Source organism: Citrobacter sp. On2M, assembly GCF_018035235.1.
In the GTDB taxonomy this organism is placed as follows: domain Bacteria; phylum Pseudomonadota; class Gammaproteobacteria; order Enterobacterales; family Enterobacteriaceae; genus Citrobacter; species Citrobacter meridianamericanus.
In genome coordinates, this window is sequence record NZ_WPCV01000001.1 from 407,737 (window position 1) to 429,385 (window position 21,649).

Consider the following 21,649-nt stretch of genomic DNA (forward strand, 5'->3'; position numbering starts at 1 on the left):
CCAAAGTTAGTCGGCCAGCATCTGTTCGAGTTGTTCCTGCGCATCCAGCCAGGCCATTTCGCACTCTTCGAGCCCGGATTTCGCGCTGGCTTGTTGCTGCAAGCATGCCGTGAGTTCAGCCTTGCGGCTTTGGTCGTACAGTTCGCTGTCGCCGAGTTTCTCTTCTGCCTGCGCCAGCTGTGCGTGCAGCTTCTCCATCTCTTTTTCCAGACGGGTAATCTCTTTACGCAACGGCTGCGTCAGAGTGCGTAGTTCAGCCTCGCGACGCTTCTGGTCTTTACGCGCCTGGGCGCTGTTAACGCTCTCTTTCGCCGGTTCGTCGCCCTGGCTTTCCTGTTTTTGCACATCGCTCAGCCACTGCTGATAATCCTCCAGATCACCGTCAAACGGCTCGACTTTCTTGTCATGCACCAGATACAGGTCGTCGGTGGTAGAGCGAATCAGGTGACGGTCGTGCGAGACCACGACCAGCGCGCCTTCGAAATCGATCAGCGCTTCGGTCAGCGCCTGGCGCATATCCAAATCCAGGTGGTTGGTCGGTTCATCGAGCAGCAGCAGATTCGGGCGCTGCCAGACGATCAACGCCAGTACCAGGCGTGCTTTTTCACCACCGGAGAAACGACGGGTCTCTTCGCTGACCTTATCGCCCTGGAAGCCGAATCCGCCGAGGTAGTCTCGCAGTTTCTGCTCCAGCTCCTGTGGTGCCATGCGAGCCAGGTGCTGGATAGGCGATTCATCGGCGCGTAAAAACTCCAGCTGGTGCTGCGCGAAGTAGCCCAGCTTGATGCCTTTCGCCAGGCCAATCTCGCCGCTGATTGGGGCCAGTTCGCCGGCCAGCAGCTTAATCAGCGTAGATTTACCCGCACCGTTACGACCGAGCAGGCCGATGCGGGATCCCGGCACCAGATTCAGTTTGATCGAATCGAGAATGACGCGTTCGCCGTAGCCAGCGCTGACTTTTTCCATCTTCAACAGCGGGTTTGGCAGGCTTTCCGGCTCACGGAAGCTAAAGTGGAACGGATTGTCCACGTGCGCAGGGGCAATCAGCTCCATGCGTTCCAGCATTTTGATACGGCTCTGCGCCTGCTTTGCTTTGGTGGCTTTAGCTCGGAAACGATCGATATAGCTTTGCAGATGCGCTACACGCTCCTGCTGGCTTTCGTAAATCGCCTGTTGCTGCGCGAGGCGGGTCGCACGCTGGATTTCAAACGCGCTGTAGTTGCCGGTGTACTCGAACATGGTTTGTTGTTCGATATGGATAATTTTATCCACCACCGGATCGAGGAAGTCGCGGTCGTGGGAGATCAAAATCAGCGTGCCCTGATAGCTTTTCAGCCATCTTTCCAGCCAAATGACCGCGTCGAGATCGAGGTGGTTGGTCGGTTCATCGAGCAGCAGCAGGTCCGAACGGCAAATCAGCGCCTGTGCCAGATTGAGACGCATACGCCAGCCACCGGAGAAGTCGCTGACTGGACGTTCAAGCTGTTCGTTGGAGAAGCCGAGGCCATGCAGCAGACTGGCGGCGCGTGAACGCACGGTCCAGGCGTCAATGGCATCCAGTTTTCCATGGACGGTGGCAATGGCGTGTCCATCGTTACGTTCGTTGGCATCGTTCAACTGCGCTTCCAGTTGACGATATTCGCGGTCGCCGTCGATTACGTACTCCAGCGCGGGCTGTGGCAACGCAGGCGTTTCCTGATTCACCCACGCGAGCTGCCAGTTTCCCGGATAGGTAAATCCTCCGGCGTCGGCGCTGAGTTCATTTTTCAGCAATGCCAGTAAGGTAGATTTACCGCAGCCATTTTTACCGACCAGGCCAACTTTCTGCCCTGGATTAATGGTGGCCGTGGCATTGTCCAGCAAGACGCGCACGCCGCGACGAATTTGTAACGATGAGAAAACAATCATAAGGCGCCGTATGTTCAGACTATGTTAATTTATCATTATGATAATGTAATGTGCGGGGCATTTGCCGCACCGAGGCGCAATGGTAGCCCAAAACGTCGAAAATAGACAAAAGACAAAACCGGGAGGGGGATGATGTTCCAGCCAGCGAAAGTCTTGCTGCTGTATGCCCATCCGGAATCTCAGGACTCGGTCGCGAACCGGGTTCTGCTTAAACCGGCCATGCAGCTCAGCAATGTTACCGTGCACGACCTTTACGCGCACTATCCTGACTTTTTTATCGACATTCCGCATGAGCAGGCGCTGCTGCGTGAGCATGATGTCATTGTTTTTCAGCATCCGCTTTACACCTATAGCTGTCCGGCGCTGTTAAAAGAATGGCTTGATCGCGTACTGAGCCGCGGATTTGCCAGCGGTCCCGGAGGGAATCAACTGGCGGGAAAGTACTGGCGGAGCGTTATCACTACCGGGGAACCGGAAAGCGCCTACCGCTATGACGCGTTAAACCGTTATCCAATGAGCGATGTGCTGCGCCCTTTTGAGCTAACAGCCGGTATGTGCCGCATGCACTGGATGAGCCCTATTATTGTCTACTGGGCCAGACGGCAAACGAAACAGGAGCTGGACAGCCATGCGAAAGCGTACGGTGACTGGCTGGCGAATCCGATACCTGTGGGAGGCCGCTGATGGAAGGTTCTGATTTATTGACCGCGGGTGTGTTGTTTCTTTTCGCGGCGGTGGCGGCAGTACCGTTGGCGTCCAGGTTAGGTATCGGGCCGGTGTTAGGGTACTTGCTGGCGGGTATTGCTATCGGCCCGTGGGGATTAGGGTTCATCAGCGATGTGGATGAAATCCTGCACTTTTCCGAGCTGGGCGTGGTTTTTCTGATGTTCATCATTGGGCTGGAACTTAACCCGGCGAAGCTTTGGCAACTGCGGCGCTCTATTTTTGGCGTCGGCGCCGCGCAGGTGATGCTGAGCGCGGTGGTGCTGGCGGGGTTACTGATGCTCACCACATTCTCCTGGCAGGCGGCAGTGGTTGGCGGCATTGGTCTGGCGATGTCATCGACCGCGATGGCGCTACAGTTGATGCGTGAGAAAGGCATGAACCGCAGTGAGTCTGGGCAGTTGGGTTTTTCGGTGCTGCTGTTTCAGGATCTGGCGGTGATCCCCGCGTTGGCACTGGTCCCGCTGCTGGCGGGGTCTGCTGACGAACATTTTGACTGGATCAAAGTGGGAATGAAGGTGCTGGCCTTTGCCGGCATGCTGATTGGCGGGCGCTATTTGTTGCGTCCGGTTTTTCGCTTTATTGCGGATTCCGGCGTGCGGGAAGTGTTCACCGCTGCCACGCTGCTGTTGGTGCTGGGTTCTGCTTTATTTATGGATGCGCTGGGGCTGTCGATGGCGCTGGGAACGTTTATTGCTGGCGTGCTGCTGGCAGAAAGCGAATACCGACATGAACTGGAAACGGCAATCGATCCGTTCAAGGGACTGTTGCTCGGCCTGTTTTTCATCTCCGTAGGCATGTCGCTTAACCTTGGCGTGCTGTATACCCATATTTTGTGGGTGGCGGCGAGCGTGATCGTGCTGGTGGTCGTAAAAATGCTGGTGCTGTATGTGCTGGCGCGCCTTAATGGCGTGAGAAGCTCAGAACGGATGCAATTTGCCGGAGTGTTAAGTCAGGGCGGGGAGTTCGCCTTCGTCCTGTTTTCAACGGCATCCTCGCAACGGCTGTTTCAGAGCGACCAAATGGCATTGTTGCTGGTGACCGTCACACTGTCGATGATGACGACGCCTTTGGTGATGAAGCTGATTGATAAATGGCTCTCCCGCCAGTTTAACGGCCCGGATGAAGAAGATGAAAAACCTTGGGTAGAAGACGATAAACCGCAGGTGATTGTGGTGGGGTTTGGGCGCTTTGGTCAGGTCATTGGACGCCTGTTGATGGCCAATAAGATGCGTATTACCGTTCTGGAACGGGATATTAGCGCTGTAAATCTGATGCGCAAATATGGCTATAAGGTCTATTACGGTGATGCCACGCAGGTGGAGCTTTTACGCTCAGCTGGTGCAGAAGCAGCCCAATCGATTGTCATTACCTGTAACGAACCGGAAGATACGATGAAGTTGGTGGAATTGTGCCAACAGTACTTTCCGCATTTGCATATTCTTGCGCGCGCGCGCGGACGTGTCGAAGCGCATGAGTTATTACAGGCAGGTGTGACGCAGTTTTCCCGCGAAACGTTCTCCAGCGCGCTGGAGTTGGGGCGTAAAACGCTGGTTACTCTGGGGATGCATCCGCATCAGGCTCAGCGCGCCCAGTTGCATTTTCGGCGGCTGGATATGCGCATGCTGCGGGAACTGATCCCCATGCACACGGATACGGTACAAATCTCTCGGGCCAGGGAAGCCCGGCGCGAGCTGGAGGAGATTTTTCAACGCGAGATGCAGCAAGAGCGACGTCAGCTGGATGGCTGGGATGAATTTGAGTAGAGGTAACCATGGCAATTCGTAAACGTTTTATTGCAGGCGCAAAATGTCCGTCCTGCCAGGCACAAGATTCACTGGCGATGTGGCGTGAAAATAATATCGATATTGTTGAGTGTGTTAAGTGTGGTCATCAGATGCGGGAGGCCGATAAAGAGGCGCGCGAGCACGTTCGCAAAGAAGAGCAAGTGATCGGGATTTTTCATCCGGACTAGCGATATGGCGCAGCTTTTTTTAAGCTAGAGGGTACACGGGTGCAGAATTCCGCTACAATCTGCGCCACTATTCTTTCCATGCTCAGGAGATATCATGAAAGTAGCAAAGGACCTGGTGGTCAGCCTGGCCTATCAGGTACGTACAGAAGACGGTGTGTTGGTTGATGAGTCTCCGGTGAGTGCACCGCTGGACTACCTGCATGGTCACGGTTCCCTGATCTCTGGCCTGGAAACAGCGCTGGATGGTCACGAAGTTGGCGACAAATTCGATGTTGCTGTTGGCGCAAACGACGCATACGGTCAGTACGACGAAAACCTGGTGCAGCGCGTTCCTAAAGACGTCTTCATGGGTGTTGACGAACTGCAGGTTGGCATGCGTTTCCTGGCTGAAACTGACCAGGGCCCGGTACCGGTAGAAATTACCGAAGTGGAAGACGACCACGTTGTGGTTGACGGTAACCACATGCTGGCTGGCCAGAACCTGAAATTCAACGTCGAAGTTGTCGCGATCCGCGAAGCGACCGAAGAAGAACTGGCCCATGGTCACGTTCACGGTGCGCACGGCCACGACCACGATCATGACCACGGTCATGACGGTTGCTGCGGTGGTCACGGTCACGACCATGGTCACGAGCACGGCGGCGAAGGCTGCTGTGGCGGTAAAGGTAACGGCGGCGGCTGCGGTTGCCACTAATATCCAGCGTTTTTCAACCCACAGAGACGTTGGCTGTGATTTGAAATCCTTTGGGTATATATGAGGCTCGATAAGCGTTAGCGCCATCGGGCACAAAAAAAGCGGGAATATCCCGCTTTTTTTACGTCTCAATAATGTGGCGGCGGGGTCTCTTCAGACTGTGACGCTATGTGGGACGGCTGCGTTGCTTTGAGCTTCTCCGTCAATAGACGCAGATGATCACGCAGTTTGGCCATCTCCAGTTCATGCGCGGTCACCGTGACGTTGAGCTCTTCAATGGTTATCTCCTGAAATGCCAGGCGACTCTCTAGCTCAGCCAGGCGGGTTTCCAGCGTTGTATCCTGCATGATTCACCTCTTTTGTTATTGCCGGCAGATCGCGGACTGCGGCGAATTCTACTTAACTTTGCCTGTTTGCACAGCACACAATCTTCGGTCACGAAACTAATTTAAACAAAAAGAGTCTGAAAAGTGGTGATAATAGGGCGTGCCTGTATGTTGATTTGTTCAGCAACGCTTTATAGTACATTTTTATGTTAGTTAACCCTGGGGTGAGATGCCCCGGCCCTGGAGAGATGGATGAAATCACTGTTTAAAGTCACGCTGCTGGCGACCACAATGGCTGTTGCTCTGCATGCCCCGCTTACTTTCGCTGCCGATGCAGCAAAACCAGCTGCTACTGATGCAGCCAAGCCAGCCGCTACTGCTGACAGCAAAGCCGCATTCAAGAATGACGATCAAAAAGCCGCTTACGCGCTGGGTGCGTCCCTGGGTCGTTATATGGAAAACTCTCTGAAAGAGCAGGAAAAACTGGGCATCAAACTGGACAAAGACCAGCTGATCACTGGCGTTCAGGATGCATTTGCAGACAAGAGCAAACTGTCTGACCAGGAAATCGAACAAACTCTGCAGACGTTTGAAGCGCGCGTGAAGAGTTCCGCTCAGGCGAAAATGGAAAAAGACGCGGCTGACAACGAAGCCAAAGGTAAAGTTTACCGCGAGAAATTTGCTAAAGAGAAAGGTGTTAAAACCTCTGCTACTGGCCTGGTCTACAAAGTAGAGAAAGAAGGTACCGGTGCTGCCCCGAAAGACAGCGATACTGTAGTCGTAAACTACAAAGGTACGCTGATTGATGGTAAAGAGTTTGATAACTCTTATACCCGCGGTGAGCCGCTCTCTTTCCGTCTTGACGGCGTTATCCCGGGCTGGACCGAAGGCCTGAAAAACATCAAGAAAGGCGGTAAAATCCAGTTGGTTATCCCACCGGATCTGGCTTACGGTAAAACCGGTGTTCCGGGGATTCCGGCCAACTCTACGCTGGTCTTTGATGTTGAACTGTTAGACATCAAACCGGCACCGAAAGCCGATGCGCAGCCAGAAGCTGCACCGGCTGATAAAGCTGCAGATAGCAGCAAAAAATAAGAGAACAGAAACCGCCGCCCACAGGGCGGCGGTTTTTTATTATCGACAGGATATAATTAATACTGGAAAGCGCCTTGTGCGCTGTATTACTTTAGATGCCCCTATAATAGTGATGAGCCTGCCCTGACAACATAACGACAGGCTCCTGAAAAGGAGTGCTTTTTTTCATGTCCAGGTCGCTTTTAACCAACGAAACCAGTGAGCTAGATTTACTGGATCAACGTCCTTTCGATCAAACCGACTTCGATATCCTTAAATCCTACGAAGCGGTAGTGGACGGGTTGGCGATGCTCATTGGTTCCCATTGTGAAATCGTATTGCACTCTTTGCAGGATTTGAAATGCTCGGCCATCCGCATTGCTAACGGTGAACACACGGGCCGCAAAATTGGCTCGCCAATTACCGATCTTGCGTTGCGCATGCTGCATGATATGACGGGTGCGGATAGCAGCGTGTCGAAGTGTTACTTCACTCGTGCGAAAAGCGGTGTCTTGATGAAATCGCTGACGATTGCCATTCGCAACCGTGAGCATCGCGTGATTGGTCTGCTGTGCATCAACATGAACCTTGATGTTCCATTCTCGCAGATAATGAATACCTTTATCCCACCGGAAACGCCGGAAGTAGGTTCTGCCGTCAACTTCGCTTCTTCGGTAGAAGACCTGGTTACCCAAACACTGGAATTCACAATCGAAGAAGTGAATGCCGATCGCAATGTTTCCAACAATGCCAAGAATCGCCAAATCGTCCTGAATCTATATGAGAAAGGTATCTTCGATATTAAAGATGCCATCAACCAGGTTGCCGATCGGCTGAACATCTCCAAGCACACGGTCTACCTCTATATTCGTCAGTTCAAAAGCGGCGATTTCCAGGGGCAAGACAAGTAATGCGCTTTACCATCATGGTGACGGGGCCGGCTTATGGCACGCAGCAGGCGAGCAGTGCATTGCAATTTGCTCATGCGCTACTCGAAGAAGGGCATGAGCTATGCAGTGTCTTTTTCTATCGTGAAGGTGTGTATAACGCCAACTTCCTGACATCGCCCGCCAGTGATGAATATGATCTGGTGCGAGCATGGCAACAGCTAAACCAGCAGCATGGTGTAACGCTGAATATCTGCGTGGCGGCAGCATTGCGTCGCGGCGTTGTTGATGAAACCGAAGCGAAGCGGCTGGGACTGGCAGGGTCTAATTTACAATCAGGTTTTAACCTCAGCGGGCTGGGTTCGCTGGCTGAGGCATCCCTGACCTGCGATCGCGTGGTGCAGTTTTAATGAAACGTGTTGCTTTTGTCTTTTCTACCGTGCCACACGGCAGTGCCTCTGGTCGCGAAGGGTTAGATGCCTTACTGGCGACATCGGCCTTAACGGAAGACCTCGGCGTATTTTTCATCGGCGATGGCGTTTTTCAAATCCTACAGGGTCAGCAGCCGGACGTTGTGCTGGCACGTGACTATATCGCAACCTTCAAGTTGTTAGGGTTGTACGATATCGAGCAATGTTGGCTTTGTGCCGCCTCATTACGCGAGCGGGGCCTACAGCAGGGGGTTAATTTTGTGGTCGATGCAACAGCGTTAGAACCGGAAGATTTGCGCCGTGAATTAGGCAACTATGACGTCATTTTAAGGTTTTGAGATACTCATGCTGCACACATTACATCGCTCCGCGTGGCTTACCGATTTCTCCTCTCTTCTTCGTTTGATTGATAAAGACGATGAACTTTTATTGCTTCAGGATGGCGTGACTGCGGCAATAGAAGGAAGTCGTTTCCTTGAAAGTCTGCAAAATGCCACCATTAAGGTCTATGTATTGGAAGAAGACATTAAGGCTCGCGGCTTAGATGGTCAAATTTCAGACAGTGTCGTCAGGGTTAGCTATACTGACTTCGTCAGACTTACGGTGAAGCATCCCAGCCAGATGTCCTGGTAATTGTGGGATCGTTGTATATTTCTTGACACCTTTTCGACACCGACCTAAAATTCTGCGTCCTCATATTGTATGAGGTCGTTTTATTACGTGTTTACGAAGCGAAAGCTACAACCAGGAGCTATTTAATGGCAACAGTTAACCAGCTGGTACGCAAACCACGCGCACGCAAAGTTGCAAAGAGCAACGTGCCTGCACTGGAAGCATGCCCGCAGAAACGTGGCGTATGTACTCGTGTATATACTACCACTCCTAAAAAACCAAACTCCGCACTGCGTAAAGTATGCCGTGTGCGTTTGACCAACGGTTTTGAAGTGACTTCCTACATCGGTGGTGAAGGTCACAACCTGCAGGAACACTCCGTGATCCTGATCCGTGGCGGTCGTGTAAAAGACCTCCCGGGTGTTCGTTACCACACCGTTCGCGGTGCGCTTGACTGCTCCGGCGTTAAAGACCGTAAGCAATCACGCTCCAAGTATGGCGTGAAACGTCCTAAGGCTTAATGGTTCTCCGTTAAGTAAGGCCAAACGTTTTATATTAATGTCAAACTAAACTCGTAGAGTTTTGGACAATCCTGAATTAACAACGGAGTATTCCCATGCCACGTCGTCGCGTCATTGGTCAGCGTAAAATTCTGCCGGATCCTAAGTTCGGATCAGAGCTGCTGGCTAAATTTGTAAATATCCTGATGGTAGATGGTAAAAAATCTACTGCAGAAACCATCGTATACAGCGCGCTGGAGACCCTGGCTCAGCGTTCTGGTAAAGATGGCCTGGAAGCTTTTGAAGTAGCCCTTGAAAACGTGCGTCCGACTGTCGAAGTTAAGTCTCGCCGCGTTGGTGGTTCTACTTATCAGGTTCCAGTTGAAGTCCGTCCGGTTCGTCGTAATGCCCTGGCAATGCGTTGGATCGTTGAAGCTGCTCGTAAACGCGGTGATAAATCCATGGCTCTGCGCCTGGCGAACGAACTTTCTGATGCTGCAGAAAACAAAGGTACTGCAGTTAAGAAACGTGAAGACGTTCACCGTATGGCAGAAGCCAACAAGGCGTTCGCACACTACCGTTGGTAATCCCTTCGGAGTTTTAGTCACCAGGCGGGCGCTTCTAGTAAGCAGCCCGCTTTGGGCTACTTAAATTGAACGCCTAAAAGATAAACGAGGAATCAAATGGCTCGTACAACACCCATCGCGCGCTACCGTAACATCGGTATCAGTGCGCACATCGACGCCGGTAAAACCACTACTACCGAACGTATTCTGTTCTACACCGGTGTAAACCATAAAATCGGTGAAGTTCATGACGGCGCAGCCACCATGGACTGGATGGAACAGGAGCAGGAGCGTGGTATTACTATCACCTCCGCAGCGACTACTGCATTCTGGTCTGGTATGGCTAAGCAGTATGAACCGCATCGCGTAAACATCATCGACACCCCGGGGCACGTTGACTTCACTATCGAAGTAGAACGTTCCATGCGTGTGCTTGATGGTGCAGTAATGGTTTACTGCGCAGTTGGTGGTGTTCAGCCTCAGTCTGAAACCGTATGGCGTCAGGCAAACAAATATAAAGTTCCACGCATTGCGTTCGTTAACAAAATGGACCGTATGGGTGCGAACTTCCTGAAAGTTGTTGGTCAGATCAAAACCCGTCTGGGCGCGAACCCTGTTCCGCTGCAGCTGGCAATTGGCGCTGAAGAAGCGTTCACCGGTGTTGTTGACCTGGTGAAAATGAAAGCCATCAACTGGAACGAAGAAGACGCAGGCGTAACCTTCACTTATGAAGATATCCCGGCTGACATGCAGGAACTGGCTGAAGAATGGCACCAGAACCTGATCGAGTCCGCTGCAGAAGCTTCAGAAGAGCTGATGGAGAAATACCTGGGTGGCGAAGAACTGACTGAAGAAGAGATCAAAAAAGCTCTGCGTCAGCGCGTTCTGAACAACGAAATCATCCTGGTAACCTGTGGTTCTGCGTTCAAGAACAAAGGTGTTCAGGCGATGCTGGATGCGGTAATTGATTACCTGCCATCCCCAATCGACGTACCTGCGATCAACGGTATTCTGGACGACGGTAAAGATACTCCGGCTGAGCGTCATGCTAGCGATGACGAACCGTTTGCTGCACTGGCATTCAAAATCGCTACTGACCCGTTCGTGGGTAACCTGACCTTCTTCCGCGTGTACTCTGGTGTGGTTAACTCCGGTGACACCATCCTGAACTCAGTGAAAACTGCACGCGAACGTTTTGGCCGTATCGTACAGATGCACGCTAACAAACGTGAAGAGATCAAAGAAGTTCGCGCGGGCGATATCGCTGCTGCTATCGGTCTGAAAGACGTGACCACTGGTGACACTCTGTGTGACCCGGATCACCCGATCATTCTGGAACGTATGGAATTCCCTGAGCCGGTAATTTCCATCGCGGTAGAACCGAAAACCAAAGCTGACCAGGAAAAAATGGGTCTGGCTCTGGGCCGTCTGGCTAAAGAAGACCCGTCATTCCGCGTTTGGACTGACGAAGAATCTAACCAGACCATTATCGCTGGTATGGGTGAGCTGCACCTCGATATCATCGTTGACCGCATGAAGCGTGAATTCAACGTTGAAGCGAACGTCGGTAAACCTCAGGTTGCTTACCGTGAAGCGATTCGCGCGAAAGTTACCGATATCGAAGGTAAACACGCTAAGCAGTCTGGTGGTCGCGGTCAGTACGGTCATGTTGTTATCGACATGTACCCGCTGGAGCCGGGTTCAAACCCGAAAGGCTACGAGTTCATCAACGACATCAAAGGTGGTGTAATTCCTGGCGAATACATCCCGGCCGTTGATAAAGGCATCCAGGAACAGCTGAAATCTGGCCCGCTGGCTGGTTACCCGGTTGTTGATCTGGGCGTGCGTCTGCACTTCGGTTCTTACCATGACGTTGACTCCTCTGAGCTGGCGTTTAAACTGGCCGCTTCTATCGCCTTCAAAGATGGCTTTAAGAAAGCGAAACCAGTTCTGCTTGAACCTATCATGAAGGTTGAAGTAGAGACTCCGGAAGAGAACACCGGTGACGTAATCGGTGACTTGAGCCGCCGTCGTGGTATGCTTCGTGGTCAGGAATCCAACGTCACTGGCGTTGTTATCCATGCTGAAGTTCCGCTGTCTGAAATGTTCGGATATGCAACCCAGCTGCGTTCTCTGACCAAAGGCCGTGCTTCTTACTCCATGGAGTTCCTGAAGTACGACGATGCGCCGAACAACGTTGCTCAGGCCGTTATTGAAGCCCGTGGTAAATAAGCCACAGGATTAAAACCTAAGTCCCGTGCTCTCTCCATAGGGGAGAGCACTATAGTAAGGAATATAGCCGTGTCTAAAGAAAAATTTGAACGTACAAAACCGCACGTTAACGTCGGCACCATCGGCCACGTTGACCACGGTAAAACTACCCTGACCGCTGCAATCACTACCGTACTGGCTAAAACCTACGGCGGTGCTGCTCGTGCATTCGACCAGATCGATAACGCGCCGGAAGAAAAAGCTCGTGGTATCACCATCAACACTTCTCACGTTGAATATGACACCCCGACTCGCCACTACGCACACGTAGACTGCCCGGGCCACGCCGACTATGTTAAAAACATGATCACCGGTGCTGCGCAGATGGACGGCGCGATCCTGGTTGTTGCTGCGACTGACGGCCCGATGCCGCAGACTCGTGAGCACATCCTGCTGGGTCGTCAGGTAGGCGTTCCGTACATCATCGTGTTCCTGAACAAATGCGACATGGTTGATGACGAAGAGCTGCTGGAACTGGTAGAAATGGAAGTTCGTGAACTTCTGTCTCAGTACGATTTCCCGGGCGACGACACGCCGATCGTTCGTGGTTCTGCTCTGAAAGCGCTGGAAGGCGAAGCAGAGTGGGAAGCGAAAATCATCGAACTGGCTGGCTTCCTGGATTCTTACATCCCAGAACCAGAACGTGCTATCGATAAGCCGTTCCTGCTGCCAATCGAAGACGTATTCTCCATCTCCGGTCGTGGTACCGTTGTTACCGGTCGTGTAGAGCGCGGTATCATCAAAGTTGGTGAAGAAGTTGAAATCGTTGGTATCAAAGAGACTGCCAAGTCTACCTGTACTGGCGTTGAAATGTTCCGCAAACTGCTGGACGAAGGCCGTGCTGGTGAGAACGTTGGTGTTCTGCTGCGTGGTATCAAACGTGAAGAAATCGAACGTGGTCAGGTACTGGCTAAGCCGGGCTCTATCAAGCCGCACACCAAGTTCGAATCTGAAGTGTACATTCTGTCCAAAGACGAAGGCGGCCGTCATACTCCGTTCTTCAAAGGCTACCGTCCGCAGTTCTACTTCCGTACTACTGACGTGACTGGTACCATCGAACTGCCGGAAGGCGTTGAGATGGTAATGCCGGGCGACAACATCAAAATGGTTGTTACTCTGATCCACCCAATCGCGATGGACGACGGTCTGCGTTTCGCAATCCGTGAAGGCGGCCGTACTGTTGGTGCGGGCGTTGTTGCTAAAGTAATGAGCTAATTATTGATTAATTAGCTTTGAGCTTAAAAAGGGCGCTTCGGCGCCCTTTTTGCTGCCTGCTATTTAGTGATTGTCATATTTATTCGCATTTTTTATTCATTCTCTCACCGCGTAAATAGCGTTGTGCTATTGTAATCATAACTATTCTCATTTACAATTTGCACAGAAATTGAACGGGAGCGATCATGTACGTTTGTTTGTGTAATGCGATAAGTGATAAAAAAATACGTCAGGCTGTTCGCCAGTTTCACCCTCAGTCTTTTCAGCAGTTACGTAAATTTATTCCTGTTGGAAATCAATGTGGTAAATGCATTCGTGCTGCTCGCGAAGTCATGCAGGATGAATTGACACAAATGCCAGAATTTAAAGAAATCGCCTAAGTCACACTCTTTTTTTTGACATCCCTGTAGCCCCATCTACGCTCTAAGAGTGGAAGCGGAGGGACTATAAAATGAAAGGTGATGTTAAAATCATAAATTATCTCAATAAACTATTGGGAAATGAGCTTGTCGCAATCAACCAGTATTTTCTCCATGCTCGTATGTTTAAAAACTGGGGACTGACTCGCCTCAATGATGTTGAGTACCATGAATCTATCGATGAGATGAAACACGCTGATAAGTATATTGAGCGTATTTTATTTCTGGAAGGGCTCCCAAACTTACAGGATCTTGGTAAGTTGGGTATAGGTGAAGACGTTGAAGAGATGCTGCAATCCGATCTTCGACTCGAACTCGATGGTGCTAAAGATTTACGCGAAGCCATTGCCTATGCTGATAGCGTTCATGACTATGTCAGCCGGGACATGATGATCGAGATCCTGACTGAAGAAGAAGGTCATATTGACTGGCTCGAAACAGAGCTGGACCTGATTGCAAAACTGGGCTTGCAAAATTATCTGCAGTCGCAAATTAAAGTCAGTGACTAAACGCCCTGTAGCAGATTTATCCCGCCAATAACATAACCCGCAGCCGCCAGATATGGCCCAAATGGCAGCGGGTTTTTTAACGCCTGTCTCCCGCACCAGACGCAGGTGATTCCAGTGAGGCAACAGGCCATGCCGGCGGCAAGTAAAACCAGCAGGGGTAATGATTCCCAGCGATGCCATGCGCCTAGCGCGGCAAGAAATTTGACATCACCAAAACCTAATCCTTCCTGTCGAAATAGCAGACGATACCCCCAGTAGAACAGTGAAAATGCACCATAACCTGCTACGGCCCCCCAAAGCGCTTCGGATAACTGTGCCGATCTGCAACACTGATGATAAATAAGACCGCTCCACAAAAGCGGGCAGGTAAATTTGTCGGGCAACAATCCGGTACGTAAATCCTGAACTAAGAGCAGAGCTGATAGCGAAACATAAATCAGCAGAAAGGGGAGGTCGATGTACATAGGCAAGCCTCGTGCGGCAAAAAGGTTACCCTCGGGTAAAACCGGCGGCCATACAAGTCTGGGATGTTAGTTATGTAAATTCCCTTCCACGGAAAACACGCGACGCCATAGCGCATACAGTCGGAGTGGAAGGGGGTTCGCATTTGCGAGTGATTAATTTCTACGCGGCACTTGCTTAAGACTGAGATTTACGTATAATGCGCGGGCTTGTCTAATATTGACAGCGGTTCGATATGAGCCACCGGTACTGCGAAAGCAATACCAGACAATGTTCCCAATCGGGGAACTCTGTAAGAACGGTTACACTCTCCCATCAATCGTAATGGGTTTGAGGAGTAACTATTTCGTCTATAAAATAATTGGAGCTCTGGTCTCATGCAGAACCAAAGAATCCGTATCCGTTTGAAAGCGTTTGATCATCGTCTGATCGATCAATCAACCGCGGAAATCGTCGAGACTGCCAAGCGCACTGGTGCGCAGGTTCGTGGTCCGATCCCGCTGCCGACCCGCAAAGAGCGTTTCACCGTTCTGATCTCCCCGCACGTTAACAAAGACGCGCGTGATCAGTACGAGATTCGTACTCACAAGCGTCTGGTTGACATCGTTGAGCCAACTGAAAAAACCGTTGATGCTCTGATGCGTCTGGACCTGGCTGCCGGTGTAGACGTGCAGATCAGCCTGGGTTAATCAGGTCATCGAGCGATTGAGAGGTTGATACAATGATTGGTTTAGTCGGTAAAAAAGTGGGTATGACCCGCATCTTCACTGAAGATGGCGTATCTATCCCAGTAACCGTTATCGAAGTTGAAGCAAACCGCGTTACTCAGGTTAAAGATCTGGCTAACGATGGCTATCGCGCTGTTCAGGTTACCACTGGTGCTAAAAAAGCTAACCGTGTAACTAAGCCGGAAGCTGGTCACTTTGCTAAAGCTGGCGTAGAAGCTGGCCGTGGCCTGTGGGAGTTCCGTCTGGCAGATGGTGAAGAATACACCGTTGGTCAGAACATTAGCGTTGAACTGTTTGCTGACGTTAAAAAAGTTGACGTAACCGGTACCTCTAAAGGTAAAGGTTTCGCTGGTACCGTTAAGCGCTGGAACTTCCGTACCCAGGACGCTACTCACGGTAACTCCTTGTCCCACCGCGTTCCGGGTTCTATCGGTCAGAACCAGACTCCGGGCAAAGTGTTCAAAGGCAAGAAAATGGCAGGTCAGCTGGGCAACGAACGTGTAACCGTTCAGAGCCTGGACGTAGTACGTGTTGACGCTGAGCGCAACCTGCTGCTGGTTAAAGGTGGTGTTCCGGGTGCGACCGGTTGCGACCTGATCGTTAAACCAGCTGTGAAGGCGTAAGGGGATAGCAATGGAATTAGTATTGAAAGACGCGCAGAGCGCGCTGACTGTTTCCGAAACTACCTTCGGTCGTGATTTCAACGAAGCGCTGGTTCACCAGGTTGTTGTTGCTTATGCAGCTGGTGCTCGTCAGGGTACTCGTGCTCAGAAGACTCGTGCTGAAGTAACTGGTTCAGGCAAAAAGCCGTGGCGCCAGAAAGGTACCGGCCGTGCGCGTTCAGGTTCTATCAAGAGCCCGATCTGGCGTTCAGGTGGCGTGACCTTCGCTGCTCGTCCACAGGACCACAGTCAAAAAGTTAACAAAAAGATGTACCGCGGCGCGCTGAAAAGCATTCTGTCCGAACTGGTACGTCAGGATCGTCTGATCGTTGTCGAATCATTCTCTGTTGAAGCGCCTAAAACTAAGCTGCTGGCACAGAAACTGAAAGACATGGCTCTGGAAGATGTGCTGATCATCACCGGTGAGCTGGACGAAAACCTGTTCCTGGCTGCGCGCAACCTGCACAAGGTTGACGTACGCGATGCAACTGGTATCGACCCGGTTAGCCTGATCGCCTTCGACAAAGTCGTAATGACTGCTGATGCTGTTAAGCAAGTTGAGGAGATGCTGGCATGATTCGTGAAGAACGTCTGCTGAAAGTGCTGCGCGCACCGCACGTTTCTGAAAAAGCGTCTACTGCGATGGAAAAAACTAACACCATCGTTCTCAAAGTTGCTAAAGACGCGACCAAAGCAGAAATCAAAGCTGCTGTGCAGAAACTGTTTGAAGTCGAAGTCGAAGTCGTTAACACCCTGGTAGTTAAAGGGAAAGTTAAACGTCACGGACAGCGTATCGGTCGTCGTAGCGACTGGAAAAAAGCTTACGTCACCCTGAAGGAAGGCCAGAATCTGGACTTCGTCGGCGGCGCTGAGTAAGTCGGAGGAGTAATACAATGGCAGTTGTTAAATGTAAACCGACATCTCCGGGTCGTCGCCACGTTGTTAAAGTGGTCAACCCAGAGCTGCACAAGGGCAAACCTTTTGCTCCGCTGGTTGAAAAAAACAGCAAATCCGGTGGTCGTAACAACAATGGCCGCATCACCACTCGTCACATCGGTGGTGGTCACAAGCAGGCTTATCGTATTGTTGACTTCAAACGCAACAAAGACGGTATCCCGGCAGTTGTTGAACGTCTTGAGTACGATCCGAACCGCTCCGCGAACATCGCGCTGGTTCTGTACAAAGACGGTGAACGCCGTTACATCCTGGCCCCTAAAGGCCTGAAAGCTGGCGACCAGATTCAATCTGGCGTTGATGCTGCAATCAAAGCAGGTAACACCCTGCCGATGCGCAATATCCCGGTTGGTTCTACCGTTCATAACGTAGAAATGAAACCAGGTAAAGGCGGTCAGCTGGCACGTTCCGCTGGTACTTACGTTCAGATCGTTGCTCGTGATGGTGCTTATGTCACCCTGCGTCTGCGTTCTGGTGAAATGCGTAAAGTCGAAGCAGATTGCCGTGCGACTCTGGGCGAAGTTGGCAATGCTGAGCATATGCTGCGCGTTCTGGGTAAAGCAGGTGCTGCACGCTGGCGTGGTGTTCGTCCTACCGTTCGCGGTACTGCGATGAACCCAGTCGATCACCCACATGGTGGTGGTGAAGGTCGTAACTTTGGTAAGCACCCGGTAACTCCGTGGGGCGTTCAGACCAAAGGTAAGAAGACCCGCAGCAACAAGCGTACTGATAAATTCATCGTACGTCGCCGTAGCAAATAATTTTAGAGGATAAGCCATGCCACGTTCTCTCAAGAAAGGTCCTTTTATTGACCTGCACTTGCTGAAGAAGGTAGAGAAAGCGGTGGAAAGCGGAGACAAGAAGCCCCTGCGCACTTGGTCCCGTCGTTCAACGATCTTTCCTAACATGATCGGTTTGACCATCGCTGTCCATAATGGTCGTCAGCACGTTCCGGTATTTGTTTCCGACGAAATGGTCGGTCACAAACTGGGTGAATTCGCACCGACTCGTACTTATCGCGGCCACGCTGCTGATAAAAAAGCGAAGAAGAAATAAGGTAGGAGGAAGAGATGGAAACTTTAGCTCAACATCGCCATGCTCGTTCTTCTGCTCAGAAGGTTCGCCTTGTTGCAGACCTGATTCGCGGTAAGAAAGTGTCGCAGGCTCTGGATATTCTGACCTACACCAATAAGAAAGCGGCTGTACTGGTTAAGAAAGTCCTGGAATCTGCCATTGCTAACGCTGAACACAACGATGGCGCTGACATTGACGATCTGAAAGTTACGAAAATTTTCGTAGACGAAGGCCCGAGCATGAAGCGCATTATGCCGCGTGCAAAAGGTCGTGCAGATCGCATCCTGAAGCGCACCAGCCACATTACTGTGGTTGTGTCCGATCGCTGAGACTCTGGAGACTAGCAATGGGTCAGAAAGTACATCCTAATGGTATTCGCCTGGGTATTGTAAAACCATGGAACTCAACCTGGTTTGCGAACACCAAAGAATTCGCTGACAACCTGGACAGCGATTTTAAAGTACGTCAGTACCTGACTAAGGAACTGGCTAAAGCGTCTGTATCTCGTATCGTTATCGAGCGTCCGGCTAAGAGCATCCGTGTGACCATTCACACCGCTCGCCCGGGTATCGTTATCGGTAAGAAAGGCGAAGACGTAGAAAAACTGCGCAAAGTCGTAGCGGATATTGCTGGCGTTCCTGCTCAGATCAATATCGCCGAAGTGCGTAAGCCTGAACTGGACGCAAAATTGGTTGCTGACAGCATCACTTCTCAGCTGGAACGTCGCGTTATGTTCCGTCGTGCTATGAAGCGTGCTGTACAGAACGCAATGCGTCTGGGCGCTAAAGGTATCAAAGTTGAAGTTAGCGGCCGTCTGGGCGGCGCGGAAATCGCACGTACCGAATGGTACCGTGAAGGTCGCGTACCGCTGCACACTCTGCGTGCTGACATCGACTACAACACCTCTGAAGCGCACACCACTTACGGTGTAATCGGCGTTAAGGTATGGATCTTCAAAGGCGAGATCCTGGGTGGTATGGCTGCTGTTGAACAACCGGAAAAACCGGCTGCGCAACCTAAAAAGCAGCAGCGTAAAGGCCGTAAATAAGGAGCGTCGCTGATGTTACAACCAAAGCGTACAAAATTCCGTAAAATGCACAAAGGCCGTAACCGCGGTCTGGCTGCTGGCGCGGATGTTAGCTTCGGCAGCTTCGGTCTGAAAGCTGTTGGCCGTGGTCGTCTGACTGCCCGTCAGATCGAAGCAGCACGTCGTGCTATGACCCGTGCAGTTAAGCGTCAAGGTAAGATCTGGATCCGTGTATTCCCGGACAAACCGATCACTGAAAAGCCGCTGGCAGTGCGTATGGGTAAAGGTAAAGGTAACGTAGAGTATTGGGTTGCCTTGATTCAGCCGGGTAAAGTCCTGTATGAAATGGACGGCGTACCGGAAGAGCTGGCCCGTGAAGCATTCAAGCTGGCAGCAGCGAAACTGCCGATTAAAACCACCTTTGTAACTAAGACGGTGATGTAATGAAAGCAAAAGAGCTGCGTGAGAAGAGTGTTGAAGAGCTGAACACCGAGCTGCTGAATCTGCTGCGTGAGCAGTTCAACCTGCGTATGCAGGCTGCAAGTGGCCAGCTGCAACAGTCTCACCTGTTGAAGCAAGTGCGTCGTGATGTCGCACGCGTTAAGACTTTACTGACTGAGAAGGCGGGTGCGTAATGACCGATAAAATCCGTACTCTGCAAGGTCGCGTTGTTAGCGATAAAATGGAGAAATCCATCGTTGTTGCTATCGAACGTTTTGTGAAACACCCGATCTACGGTAAATTCATTAAGCGTACGACCAAACTGCACGTACATGACGAGAACAACGAATGCGGTACTGGTGACGTGGTTGAAATCCGCGAATGCCGTCCGCTGTCCAAGACTAAGTCCTGGACGCTGGTTCGCGTTGTAGAGAAAGCCGTTCTGTAATACAGTAGGCATTCTCAACGAATAAACGGCTCAGCGATGAGCCGTTTATTTTTTCTACCCATATCGTTGAAGCGGTGTTATAATGCCGCGCCCCCGATATGGGGCTTTTTTAACGACCTGATTTTCGGGTCTCAGTAGTAGTTGACATTAGCGGAGCACTAAAATGATCCAAGAACAGACTATGCTGAACGTCGCCGACAACTCCGGTGCACGTCGCGTAATGTGTATCAAGGTTCTGGGTGGCTCGCACCGTCGCTACGCAGGCGTCGGCGATATCATCAAGATCACCATCAAGGAAGCAATTCCGCGTGGTAAGGTCAAAAAAGGTGATGTGCTGAAGGCGGTAGTGGTGCGCACCAAGAAGGGTGTTCGTCGCCCGGACGGTTCTGTCATTCGCTTCGATGGTAATGCATGCGTTATTTTAAACAATAACAGCGAGCAACCTATCGGTACGCGTATTTTTGGGCCGGTAACTCGTGAACTTCGTAACGAGAAGTTCATGAAAATTATCTCTCTGGCACCAGAAGTACTCTAAGGAGCGAATCATGGCAGCGAAGATCCGTCGTGATGACGAAGTTATCGTGTTAACCGGTAAAGATAAAGGTAAACGCGGTAAAGTTAAGAATGTCCTGTCTTCCGGCAAGGTCATTGTTGAAGGTATTAACCTGGTTAAGAAACATCAGAAGCCGGTTCCGGCCCTGAACCAGCCAGGCGGCATCGTAGAGAAAGAAGCAGCTATTCAGATCTCTAACCTTGCTATCTTCAACGCGGCAACCGGCAAGGCTGACCGTGTAGGCTTTAGATTCGAAGACGGTAAAAAAGTCCGTTTCTTCAAATCTAACAGCGAAACTATCAAGTAATTTGGAGTAGTACGATGGCGAAACTGCATGATTACTACAAAGACGAAGTAGTCGCTAAACTCATGACTGAGTTTAACTACAATTCTGTCATGCAAGTCCCTCGGGTCGAGAAGATCACCCTGAACATGGGTGTTGGTGAAGCGATCGCTGACAAAAAACTGCTGGATAACGCAGCAGCTGACCTGACAGCAATCTCCGGTCAAAAACCGCTGATCACCAAAGCACGCAAATCAGTTGCAGGCTTCAAAATCCGTCAGGGCTATCCGATCGGCTGTAAAGTAACTCTGCGTGGCGAACGCATGTGGGAGTTCTTTGAGCGCCTGATCACTATTGCTGTTCCACGTATCCGTGACTTCCGTGGCTTGTCCGCTAAGTCTTTCGACGGTCGTGGTAACTACAGCATGGGTGTCCGTGAGCAGATCATCTTCCCAGAAATCGACTACGATAAAGTCGACCGCGTGCGTGGTTTGGATATTACCATTACCACTACTGCGAAATCTGATGAAGAAGGCCGTGCTCTGCTGGCTGCCTTTGACTTCCCGTTCCGCAAGTAAGGTAGGGTTACTGAATGGCTAAGCAATCAATGAAAGCACGCGAAGTAAAGCGCGTAGCTTTAGCTGATAAGTACTTCGCAAAACGCGCTGAACTGAAAGCTATTATCTCTGATGTGAACGCGACCGACGAAGATCGTTGGAACGCAGTTCTCAAGCTGCAGTCTCTGCCGCGTGATTCCAGCCCGTCCCGTCAGCGTAACCGCTGCCGTCAAACAGGTCGTCCGCATGGCTATGTGGGCAAGTTCGGGTTGAGCCGTATCAAACTGCGTGAAGCCGCCATGCGCGGTGAAGTACCAGGCTTGAAAAAGGCTAGCTGGTAATTACCAATT

The 21,649-nt window shown here is 51.2% G+C and carries 33 protein-coding genes; 30 read left to right on the plus strand and 3 right to left on the minus strand.

Going from position 1 to position 21,649, the window contains the following annotated elements; translation table 11 throughout:
* Window positions 1-6 precede the first annotated feature (6 nt).
* On the minus strand, window positions 7-1,908 hold the full coding sequence (locus tag On2M_RS01845) for an ABC transporter ATP-binding protein (RefSeq protein ID WP_210904217.1): 1,902 nt from the start codon (window positions 1,906-1,908) through the stop codon (window positions 7-9).
* Window positions 1,909-2,040: 132 nt separating this feature from the next.
* Here On2M_RS01845 and kefG point away from each other — a divergent pair, with 132 nt between their 5' ends.
* From kefG to slyD, 4 genes are all read left to right on the plus strand, one after another.
* Window positions 2,041-2,592, plus strand: a complete 552-nt coding sequence (gene kefG, locus On2M_RS01850) for a glutathione-regulated potassium-efflux system ancillary protein KefG (protein ID WP_003023629.1) — start codon at window positions 2,041-2,043, stop codon at window positions 2,590-2,592.
* Window positions 2,592-4,397 (plus strand): glutathione-regulated potassium-efflux system protein KefB, encoded by a 1,806-nt coding sequence (gene kefB, locus On2M_RS01855; RefSeq protein WP_151216820.1) that lies wholly within the window; start codon window positions 2,592-2,594, stop codon window positions 4,395-4,397. The genes kefG and kefB overlap by 1 nt, the downstream gene beginning before the upstream one ends.
* Window positions 4,398-4,405: 8 nt before the next feature.
* Window positions 4,406-4,606: a YheV family putative zinc ribbon protein gene (locus On2M_RS01860; RefSeq protein ID WP_005121675.1), complete on the plus strand. Its 201-nt coding sequence runs from the start codon at window positions 4,406-4,408 to the stop codon at window positions 4,604-4,606.
* A gap of 94 nt (window positions 4,607-4,700) precedes the next feature.
* Window positions 4,701-5,300, plus strand: coding sequence for a peptidylprolyl isomerase (slyD, locus tag On2M_RS01865; protein ID WP_210904219.1), 600 nt, complete (start codon window positions 4,701-4,703; stop codon window positions 5,298-5,300).
* 128 nt (window positions 5,301-5,428) lie between these two features.
* Here the strand turns inward: slyD and On2M_RS01870 are convergent, their stop codons facing one another.
* A complete protein-coding gene (locus On2M_RS01870) occupies window positions 5,429-5,647 on the minus strand; it encodes a protein SlyX (protein WP_038634770.1) in 219 nt (72 codons plus the stop codon).
* A gap of 231 nt (window positions 5,648-5,878) precedes the next feature.
* Between On2M_RS01870 and fkpA the strand changes: the two genes are divergently transcribed.
* The 11 genes from fkpA to bfr all read left to right on the plus strand — a co-directional run bounded on the left by fkpA (window position 5,879) and on the right by bfr (window position 14,110).
* Complete coding sequence (gene fkpA, locus On2M_RS01875) at window positions 5,879-6,721, plus strand: FKBP-type peptidyl-prolyl cis-trans isomerase (protein WP_210904221.1); 843 nt, start codon at window positions 5,879-5,881, stop codon at window positions 6,719-6,721.
* Window positions 6,722-6,888: 167 nt separating this feature from the next.
* Window positions 6,889-7,611 (plus strand): transcriptional regulator, encoded by a 723-nt coding sequence (locus tag On2M_RS01880; RefSeq protein WP_000091462.1) that lies wholly within the window; start codon window positions 6,889-6,891, stop codon window positions 7,609-7,611.
* The gene (tusD, locus tag On2M_RS01885; protein WP_151216818.1) at window positions 7,611-7,997 is read left to right on the plus strand and encodes a sulfurtransferase complex subunit TusD; all 387 of its coding nucleotides are present in this window, start codon (window positions 7,611-7,613) and stop codon (window positions 7,995-7,997) included. The genes On2M_RS01880 and tusD overlap by 1 nt, the downstream gene beginning before the upstream one ends.
* Window positions 7,997-8,356, plus strand: a complete 360-nt coding sequence (gene tusC, locus On2M_RS01890; RefSeq protein WP_043018545.1) for a sulfurtransferase complex subunit TusC — start codon at window positions 7,997-7,999, stop codon at window positions 8,354-8,356. Before tusD ends, tusC begins: the two co-directional genes overlap by 1 nt.
* A gap of 7 nt (window positions 8,357-8,363) precedes the next feature.
* Window positions 8,364-8,651, plus strand: a complete 288-nt coding sequence (gene tusB / locus On2M_RS01895) for a sulfurtransferase complex subunit TusB (protein ID WP_151216816.1) — start codon at window positions 8,364-8,366, stop codon at window positions 8,649-8,651.
* A 125-nt stretch (window positions 8,652-8,776) separates the two neighbouring features.
* Complete coding sequence (gene rpsL, locus On2M_RS01900; protein ID WP_003023654.1) at window positions 8,777-9,151, plus strand: 30S ribosomal protein S12; 375 nt, start codon at window positions 8,777-8,779, stop codon at window positions 9,149-9,151.
* A 95-nt stretch (window positions 9,152-9,246) separates the two neighbouring features.
* A complete protein-coding gene (gene rpsG / locus On2M_RS01905; protein ID WP_016154763.1) occupies window positions 9,247-9,717 on the plus strand; it encodes a 30S ribosomal protein S7 in 471 nt (156 codons plus the stop codon).
* 96 nt (window positions 9,718-9,813) lie between these two features.
* A complete protein-coding gene (gene fusA, locus On2M_RS01910) occupies window positions 9,814-11,928 on the plus strand; it encodes an elongation factor G (RefSeq protein WP_151224114.1) in 2,115 nt (704 codons plus the stop codon).
* A 69-nt stretch (window positions 11,929-11,997) separates the two neighbouring features.
* On the plus strand, window positions 11,998-13,182 hold the full coding sequence (gene tuf / locus On2M_RS01915; protein WP_003031109.1) for an elongation factor Tu: 1,185 nt from the start codon (window positions 11,998-12,000) through the stop codon (window positions 13,180-13,182).
* 185 nt (window positions 13,183-13,367) lie between these two features.
* Window positions 13,368-13,562 carry a bacterioferritin-associated ferredoxin gene (gene bfd / locus On2M_RS01920; protein WP_003031111.1) on the plus strand — a complete coding sequence of 65 codons (195 nt, stop codon included), beginning with the start codon at window positions 13,368-13,370 and terminating at the stop codon, window positions 13,560-13,562.
* 71 nt (window positions 13,563-13,633) lie between these two features.
* Complete coding sequence (bfr, locus tag On2M_RS01925) at window positions 13,634-14,110, plus strand: bacterioferritin (protein WP_003031113.1); 477 nt, start codon at window positions 13,634-13,636, stop codon at window positions 14,108-14,110.
* Here bfr and On2M_RS01930 read toward each other — a convergent pair.
* Window positions 14,107-14,574 (minus strand): A24 family peptidase, encoded by a 468-nt coding sequence (locus tag On2M_RS01930; protein WP_210904223.1) that lies wholly within the window; start codon window positions 14,572-14,574, stop codon window positions 14,107-14,109. The genes bfr and On2M_RS01930 overlap by 4 nt on opposite strands.
* 375 nt (window positions 14,575-14,949) lie before the next feature.
* Here On2M_RS01930 and rpsJ point away from each other — a divergent pair, with 375 nt between their 5' ends.
* The 15 genes from rpsJ to rpsN all read left to right on the plus strand — a co-directional run bounded on the left by rpsJ (window position 14,950) and on the right by rpsN (window position 21,640).
* On the plus strand, window positions 14,950-15,261 hold the full coding sequence (rpsJ, locus tag On2M_RS01935) for a 30S ribosomal protein S10 (protein ID WP_001181005.1): 312 nt from the start codon (window positions 14,950-14,952) through the stop codon (window positions 15,259-15,261).
* Between the two features lie 32 nt (window positions 15,262-15,293).
* Window positions 15,294-15,923: a 50S ribosomal protein L3 gene (gene rplC / locus On2M_RS01940; protein WP_003031117.1), complete on the plus strand. Its 630-nt coding sequence runs from the start codon at window positions 15,294-15,296 to the stop codon at window positions 15,921-15,923.
* Window positions 15,924-15,933: 10 nt separating this feature from the next.
* The gene (rplD, locus tag On2M_RS01945) at window positions 15,934-16,539 is read left to right on the plus strand and encodes a 50S ribosomal protein L4 (RefSeq protein ID WP_003031119.1); all 606 of its coding nucleotides are present in this window, start codon (window positions 15,934-15,936) and stop codon (window positions 16,537-16,539) included.
* Window positions 16,536-16,838: a 50S ribosomal protein L23 gene (gene rplW, locus On2M_RS01950; RefSeq protein ID WP_000617546.1), complete on the plus strand. Its 303-nt coding sequence runs from the start codon at window positions 16,536-16,538 to the stop codon at window positions 16,836-16,838. Before rplD ends, rplW begins: the two co-directional genes overlap by 4 nt.
* 17 nt (window positions 16,839-16,855) lie before the next feature.
* Window positions 16,856-17,677: a 50S ribosomal protein L2 gene (gene rplB, locus On2M_RS01955; RefSeq protein WP_000301869.1), complete on the plus strand. Its 822-nt coding sequence runs from the start codon at window positions 16,856-16,858 to the stop codon at window positions 17,675-17,677.
* A gap of 16 nt (window positions 17,678-17,693) precedes the next feature.
* Complete coding sequence (gene rpsS, locus On2M_RS01960) at window positions 17,694-17,972, plus strand: 30S ribosomal protein S19 (RefSeq protein ID WP_001138115.1); 279 nt, start codon at window positions 17,694-17,696, stop codon at window positions 17,970-17,972.
* Between the two features lie 14 nt (window positions 17,973-17,986).
* Complete coding sequence (gene rplV / locus On2M_RS01965; protein ID WP_000448832.1) at window positions 17,987-18,319, plus strand: 50S ribosomal protein L22; 333 nt, start codon at window positions 17,987-17,989, stop codon at window positions 18,317-18,319.
* Between the two features lie 17 nt (window positions 18,320-18,336).
* The gene (gene rpsC / locus On2M_RS01970) at window positions 18,337-19,038 is read left to right on the plus strand and encodes a 30S ribosomal protein S3 (protein WP_000529945.1); all 702 of its coding nucleotides are present in this window, start codon (window positions 18,337-18,339) and stop codon (window positions 19,036-19,038) included.
* A 12-nt stretch (window positions 19,039-19,050) separates the two neighbouring features.
* On the plus strand, window positions 19,051-19,461 hold the full coding sequence (gene rplP / locus On2M_RS01975; protein WP_000941208.1) for a 50S ribosomal protein L16: 411 nt from the start codon (window positions 19,051-19,053) through the stop codon (window positions 19,459-19,461).
* Window positions 19,461-19,652, plus strand: a complete 192-nt coding sequence (gene rpmC / locus On2M_RS01980; protein WP_000644742.1) for a 50S ribosomal protein L29 — start codon at window positions 19,461-19,463, stop codon at window positions 19,650-19,652. The genes rplP and rpmC overlap by 1 nt, the downstream gene beginning before the upstream one ends.
* A complete protein-coding gene (gene rpsQ / locus On2M_RS01985; protein ID WP_003031120.1) occupies window positions 19,652-19,906 on the plus strand; it encodes a 30S ribosomal protein S17 in 255 nt (84 codons plus the stop codon). The genes rpmC and rpsQ overlap by 1 nt, the downstream gene beginning before the upstream one ends.
* A 163-nt stretch (window positions 19,907-20,069) precedes the next feature.
* Window positions 20,070-20,441 (plus strand): 50S ribosomal protein L14, encoded by a 372-nt coding sequence (gene rplN, locus On2M_RS01990; RefSeq protein ID WP_000613954.1) that lies wholly within the window; start codon window positions 20,070-20,072, stop codon window positions 20,439-20,441.
* A gap of 10 nt (window positions 20,442-20,451) precedes the next feature.
* Window positions 20,452-20,766: a 50S ribosomal protein L24 gene (rplX, locus tag On2M_RS01995; protein WP_003031122.1), complete on the plus strand. Its 315-nt coding sequence runs from the start codon at window positions 20,452-20,454 to the stop codon at window positions 20,764-20,766.
* A 14-nt stretch (window positions 20,767-20,780) separates the two neighbouring features.
* Window positions 20,781-21,320, plus strand: a complete 540-nt coding sequence (gene rplE, locus On2M_RS02000) for a 50S ribosomal protein L5 (protein WP_003031123.1) — start codon at window positions 20,781-20,783, stop codon at window positions 21,318-21,320.
* A gap of 14 nt (window positions 21,321-21,334) precedes the next feature.
* Window positions 21,335-21,640, plus strand: a complete 306-nt coding sequence (gene rpsN, locus On2M_RS02005; RefSeq protein ID WP_003031125.1) for a 30S ribosomal protein S14 — start codon at window positions 21,335-21,337, stop codon at window positions 21,638-21,640.
* Window positions 21,641-21,649: the final 9 nt, after the last annotated feature.

Coding starts and splice junctions, on each gene's coding strand:
- On2M_RS01845 (WP_210904217.1), bottom strand. CDS start 1,908: ATGATTGTTTTCTCATCGTTACAAATTCGTCGCGGCGTGCGCGTCTTG.
- kefG (WP_003023629.1), top strand. CDS start 2,041: ATGTTCCAGCCAGCGAAAGTCTTGCTGCTGTATGCCCATCCGGAATCT.
- kefB (WP_151216820.1), top strand. CDS start 2,592: ATGGAAGGTTCTGATTTATTGACCGCGGGTGTGTTGTTTCTTTTCGCG.
- On2M_RS01860 (WP_005121675.1), top strand. CDS start 4,406: ATGGCAATTCGTAAACGTTTTATTGCAGGCGCAAAATGTCCGTCCTGC.
- slyD (WP_210904219.1), top strand. CDS start 4,701: ATGAAAGTAGCAAAGGACCTGGTGGTCAGCCTGGCCTATCAGGTACGT.
- On2M_RS01870 (WP_038634770.1), bottom strand. CDS start 5,647: ATGCAGGATACAACGCTGGAAACCCGCCTGGCTGAGCTAGAGAGTCGC.
- fkpA (WP_210904221.1), top strand. CDS start 5,879: ATGAAATCACTGTTTAAAGTCACGCTGCTGGCGACCACAATGGCTGTT.
- On2M_RS01880 (WP_000091462.1), top strand. CDS start 6,889: ATGTCCAGGTCGCTTTTAACCAACGAAACCAGTGAGCTAGATTTACTG.
- tusD (WP_151216818.1), top strand. CDS start 7,611: ATGCGCTTTACCATCATGGTGACGGGGCCGGCTTATGGCACGCAGCAG.
- tusC (WP_043018545.1), top strand. CDS start 7,997: ATGAAACGTGTTGCTTTTGTCTTTTCTACCGTGCCACACGGCAGTGCC.
- tusB (WP_151216816.1), top strand. CDS start 8,364: ATGCTGCACACATTACATCGCTCCGCGTGGCTTACCGATTTCTCCTCT.
- rpsL (WP_003023654.1), top strand. CDS start 8,777: ATGGCAACAGTTAACCAGCTGGTACGCAAACCACGCGCACGCAAAGTT.
- rpsG (WP_016154763.1), top strand. CDS start 9,247: ATGCCACGTCGTCGCGTCATTGGTCAGCGTAAAATTCTGCCGGATCCT.
- fusA (WP_151224114.1), top strand. CDS start 9,814: ATGGCTCGTACAACACCCATCGCGCGCTACCGTAACATCGGTATCAGT.
- bfd (WP_003031111.1), top strand. CDS start 13,368: ATGTACGTTTGTTTGTGTAATGCGATAAGTGATAAAAAAATACGTCAG.
- bfr (WP_003031113.1), top strand. CDS start 13,634: ATGAAAGGTGATGTTAAAATCATAAATTATCTCAATAAACTATTGGGA.
- On2M_RS01930 (WP_210904223.1), bottom strand. CDS start 14,574: ATGTACATCGACCTCCCCTTTCTGCTGATTTATGTTTCGCTATCAGCT.
- rpsJ (WP_001181005.1), top strand. CDS start 14,950: ATGCAGAACCAAAGAATCCGTATCCGTTTGAAAGCGTTTGATCATCGT.
- rplC (WP_003031117.1), top strand. CDS start 15,294: ATGATTGGTTTAGTCGGTAAAAAAGTGGGTATGACCCGCATCTTCACT.
- rplD (WP_003031119.1), top strand. CDS start 15,934: ATGGAATTAGTATTGAAAGACGCGCAGAGCGCGCTGACTGTTTCCGAA.
- rplW (WP_000617546.1), top strand. CDS start 16,536: ATGATTCGTGAAGAACGTCTGCTGAAAGTGCTGCGCGCACCGCACGTT.
- rplB (WP_000301869.1), top strand. CDS start 16,856: ATGGCAGTTGTTAAATGTAAACCGACATCTCCGGGTCGTCGCCACGTT.
- rpsS (WP_001138115.1), top strand. CDS start 17,694: ATGCCACGTTCTCTCAAGAAAGGTCCTTTTATTGACCTGCACTTGCTG.
- rplV (WP_000448832.1), top strand. CDS start 17,987: ATGGAAACTTTAGCTCAACATCGCCATGCTCGTTCTTCTGCTCAGAAG.
- rpsC (WP_000529945.1), top strand. CDS start 18,337: ATGGGTCAGAAAGTACATCCTAATGGTATTCGCCTGGGTATTGTAAAA.
- rplP (WP_000941208.1), top strand. CDS start 19,051: ATGTTACAACCAAAGCGTACAAAATTCCGTAAAATGCACAAAGGCCGT.
- rpmC (WP_000644742.1), top strand. CDS start 19,461: ATGAAAGCAAAAGAGCTGCGTGAGAAGAGTGTTGAAGAGCTGAACACC.
- rpsQ (WP_003031120.1), top strand. CDS start 19,652: ATGACCGATAAAATCCGTACTCTGCAAGGTCGCGTTGTTAGCGATAAA.
- rplN (WP_000613954.1), top strand. CDS start 20,070: ATGATCCAAGAACAGACTATGCTGAACGTCGCCGACAACTCCGGTGCA.
- rplX (WP_003031122.1), top strand. CDS start 20,452: ATGGCAGCGAAGATCCGTCGTGATGACGAAGTTATCGTGTTAACCGGT.
- rplE (WP_003031123.1), top strand. CDS start 20,781: ATGGCGAAACTGCATGATTACTACAAAGACGAAGTAGTCGCTAAACTC.
- rpsN (WP_003031125.1), top strand. CDS start 21,335: ATGGCTAAGCAATCAATGAAAGCACGCGAAGTAAAGCGCGTAGCTTTA.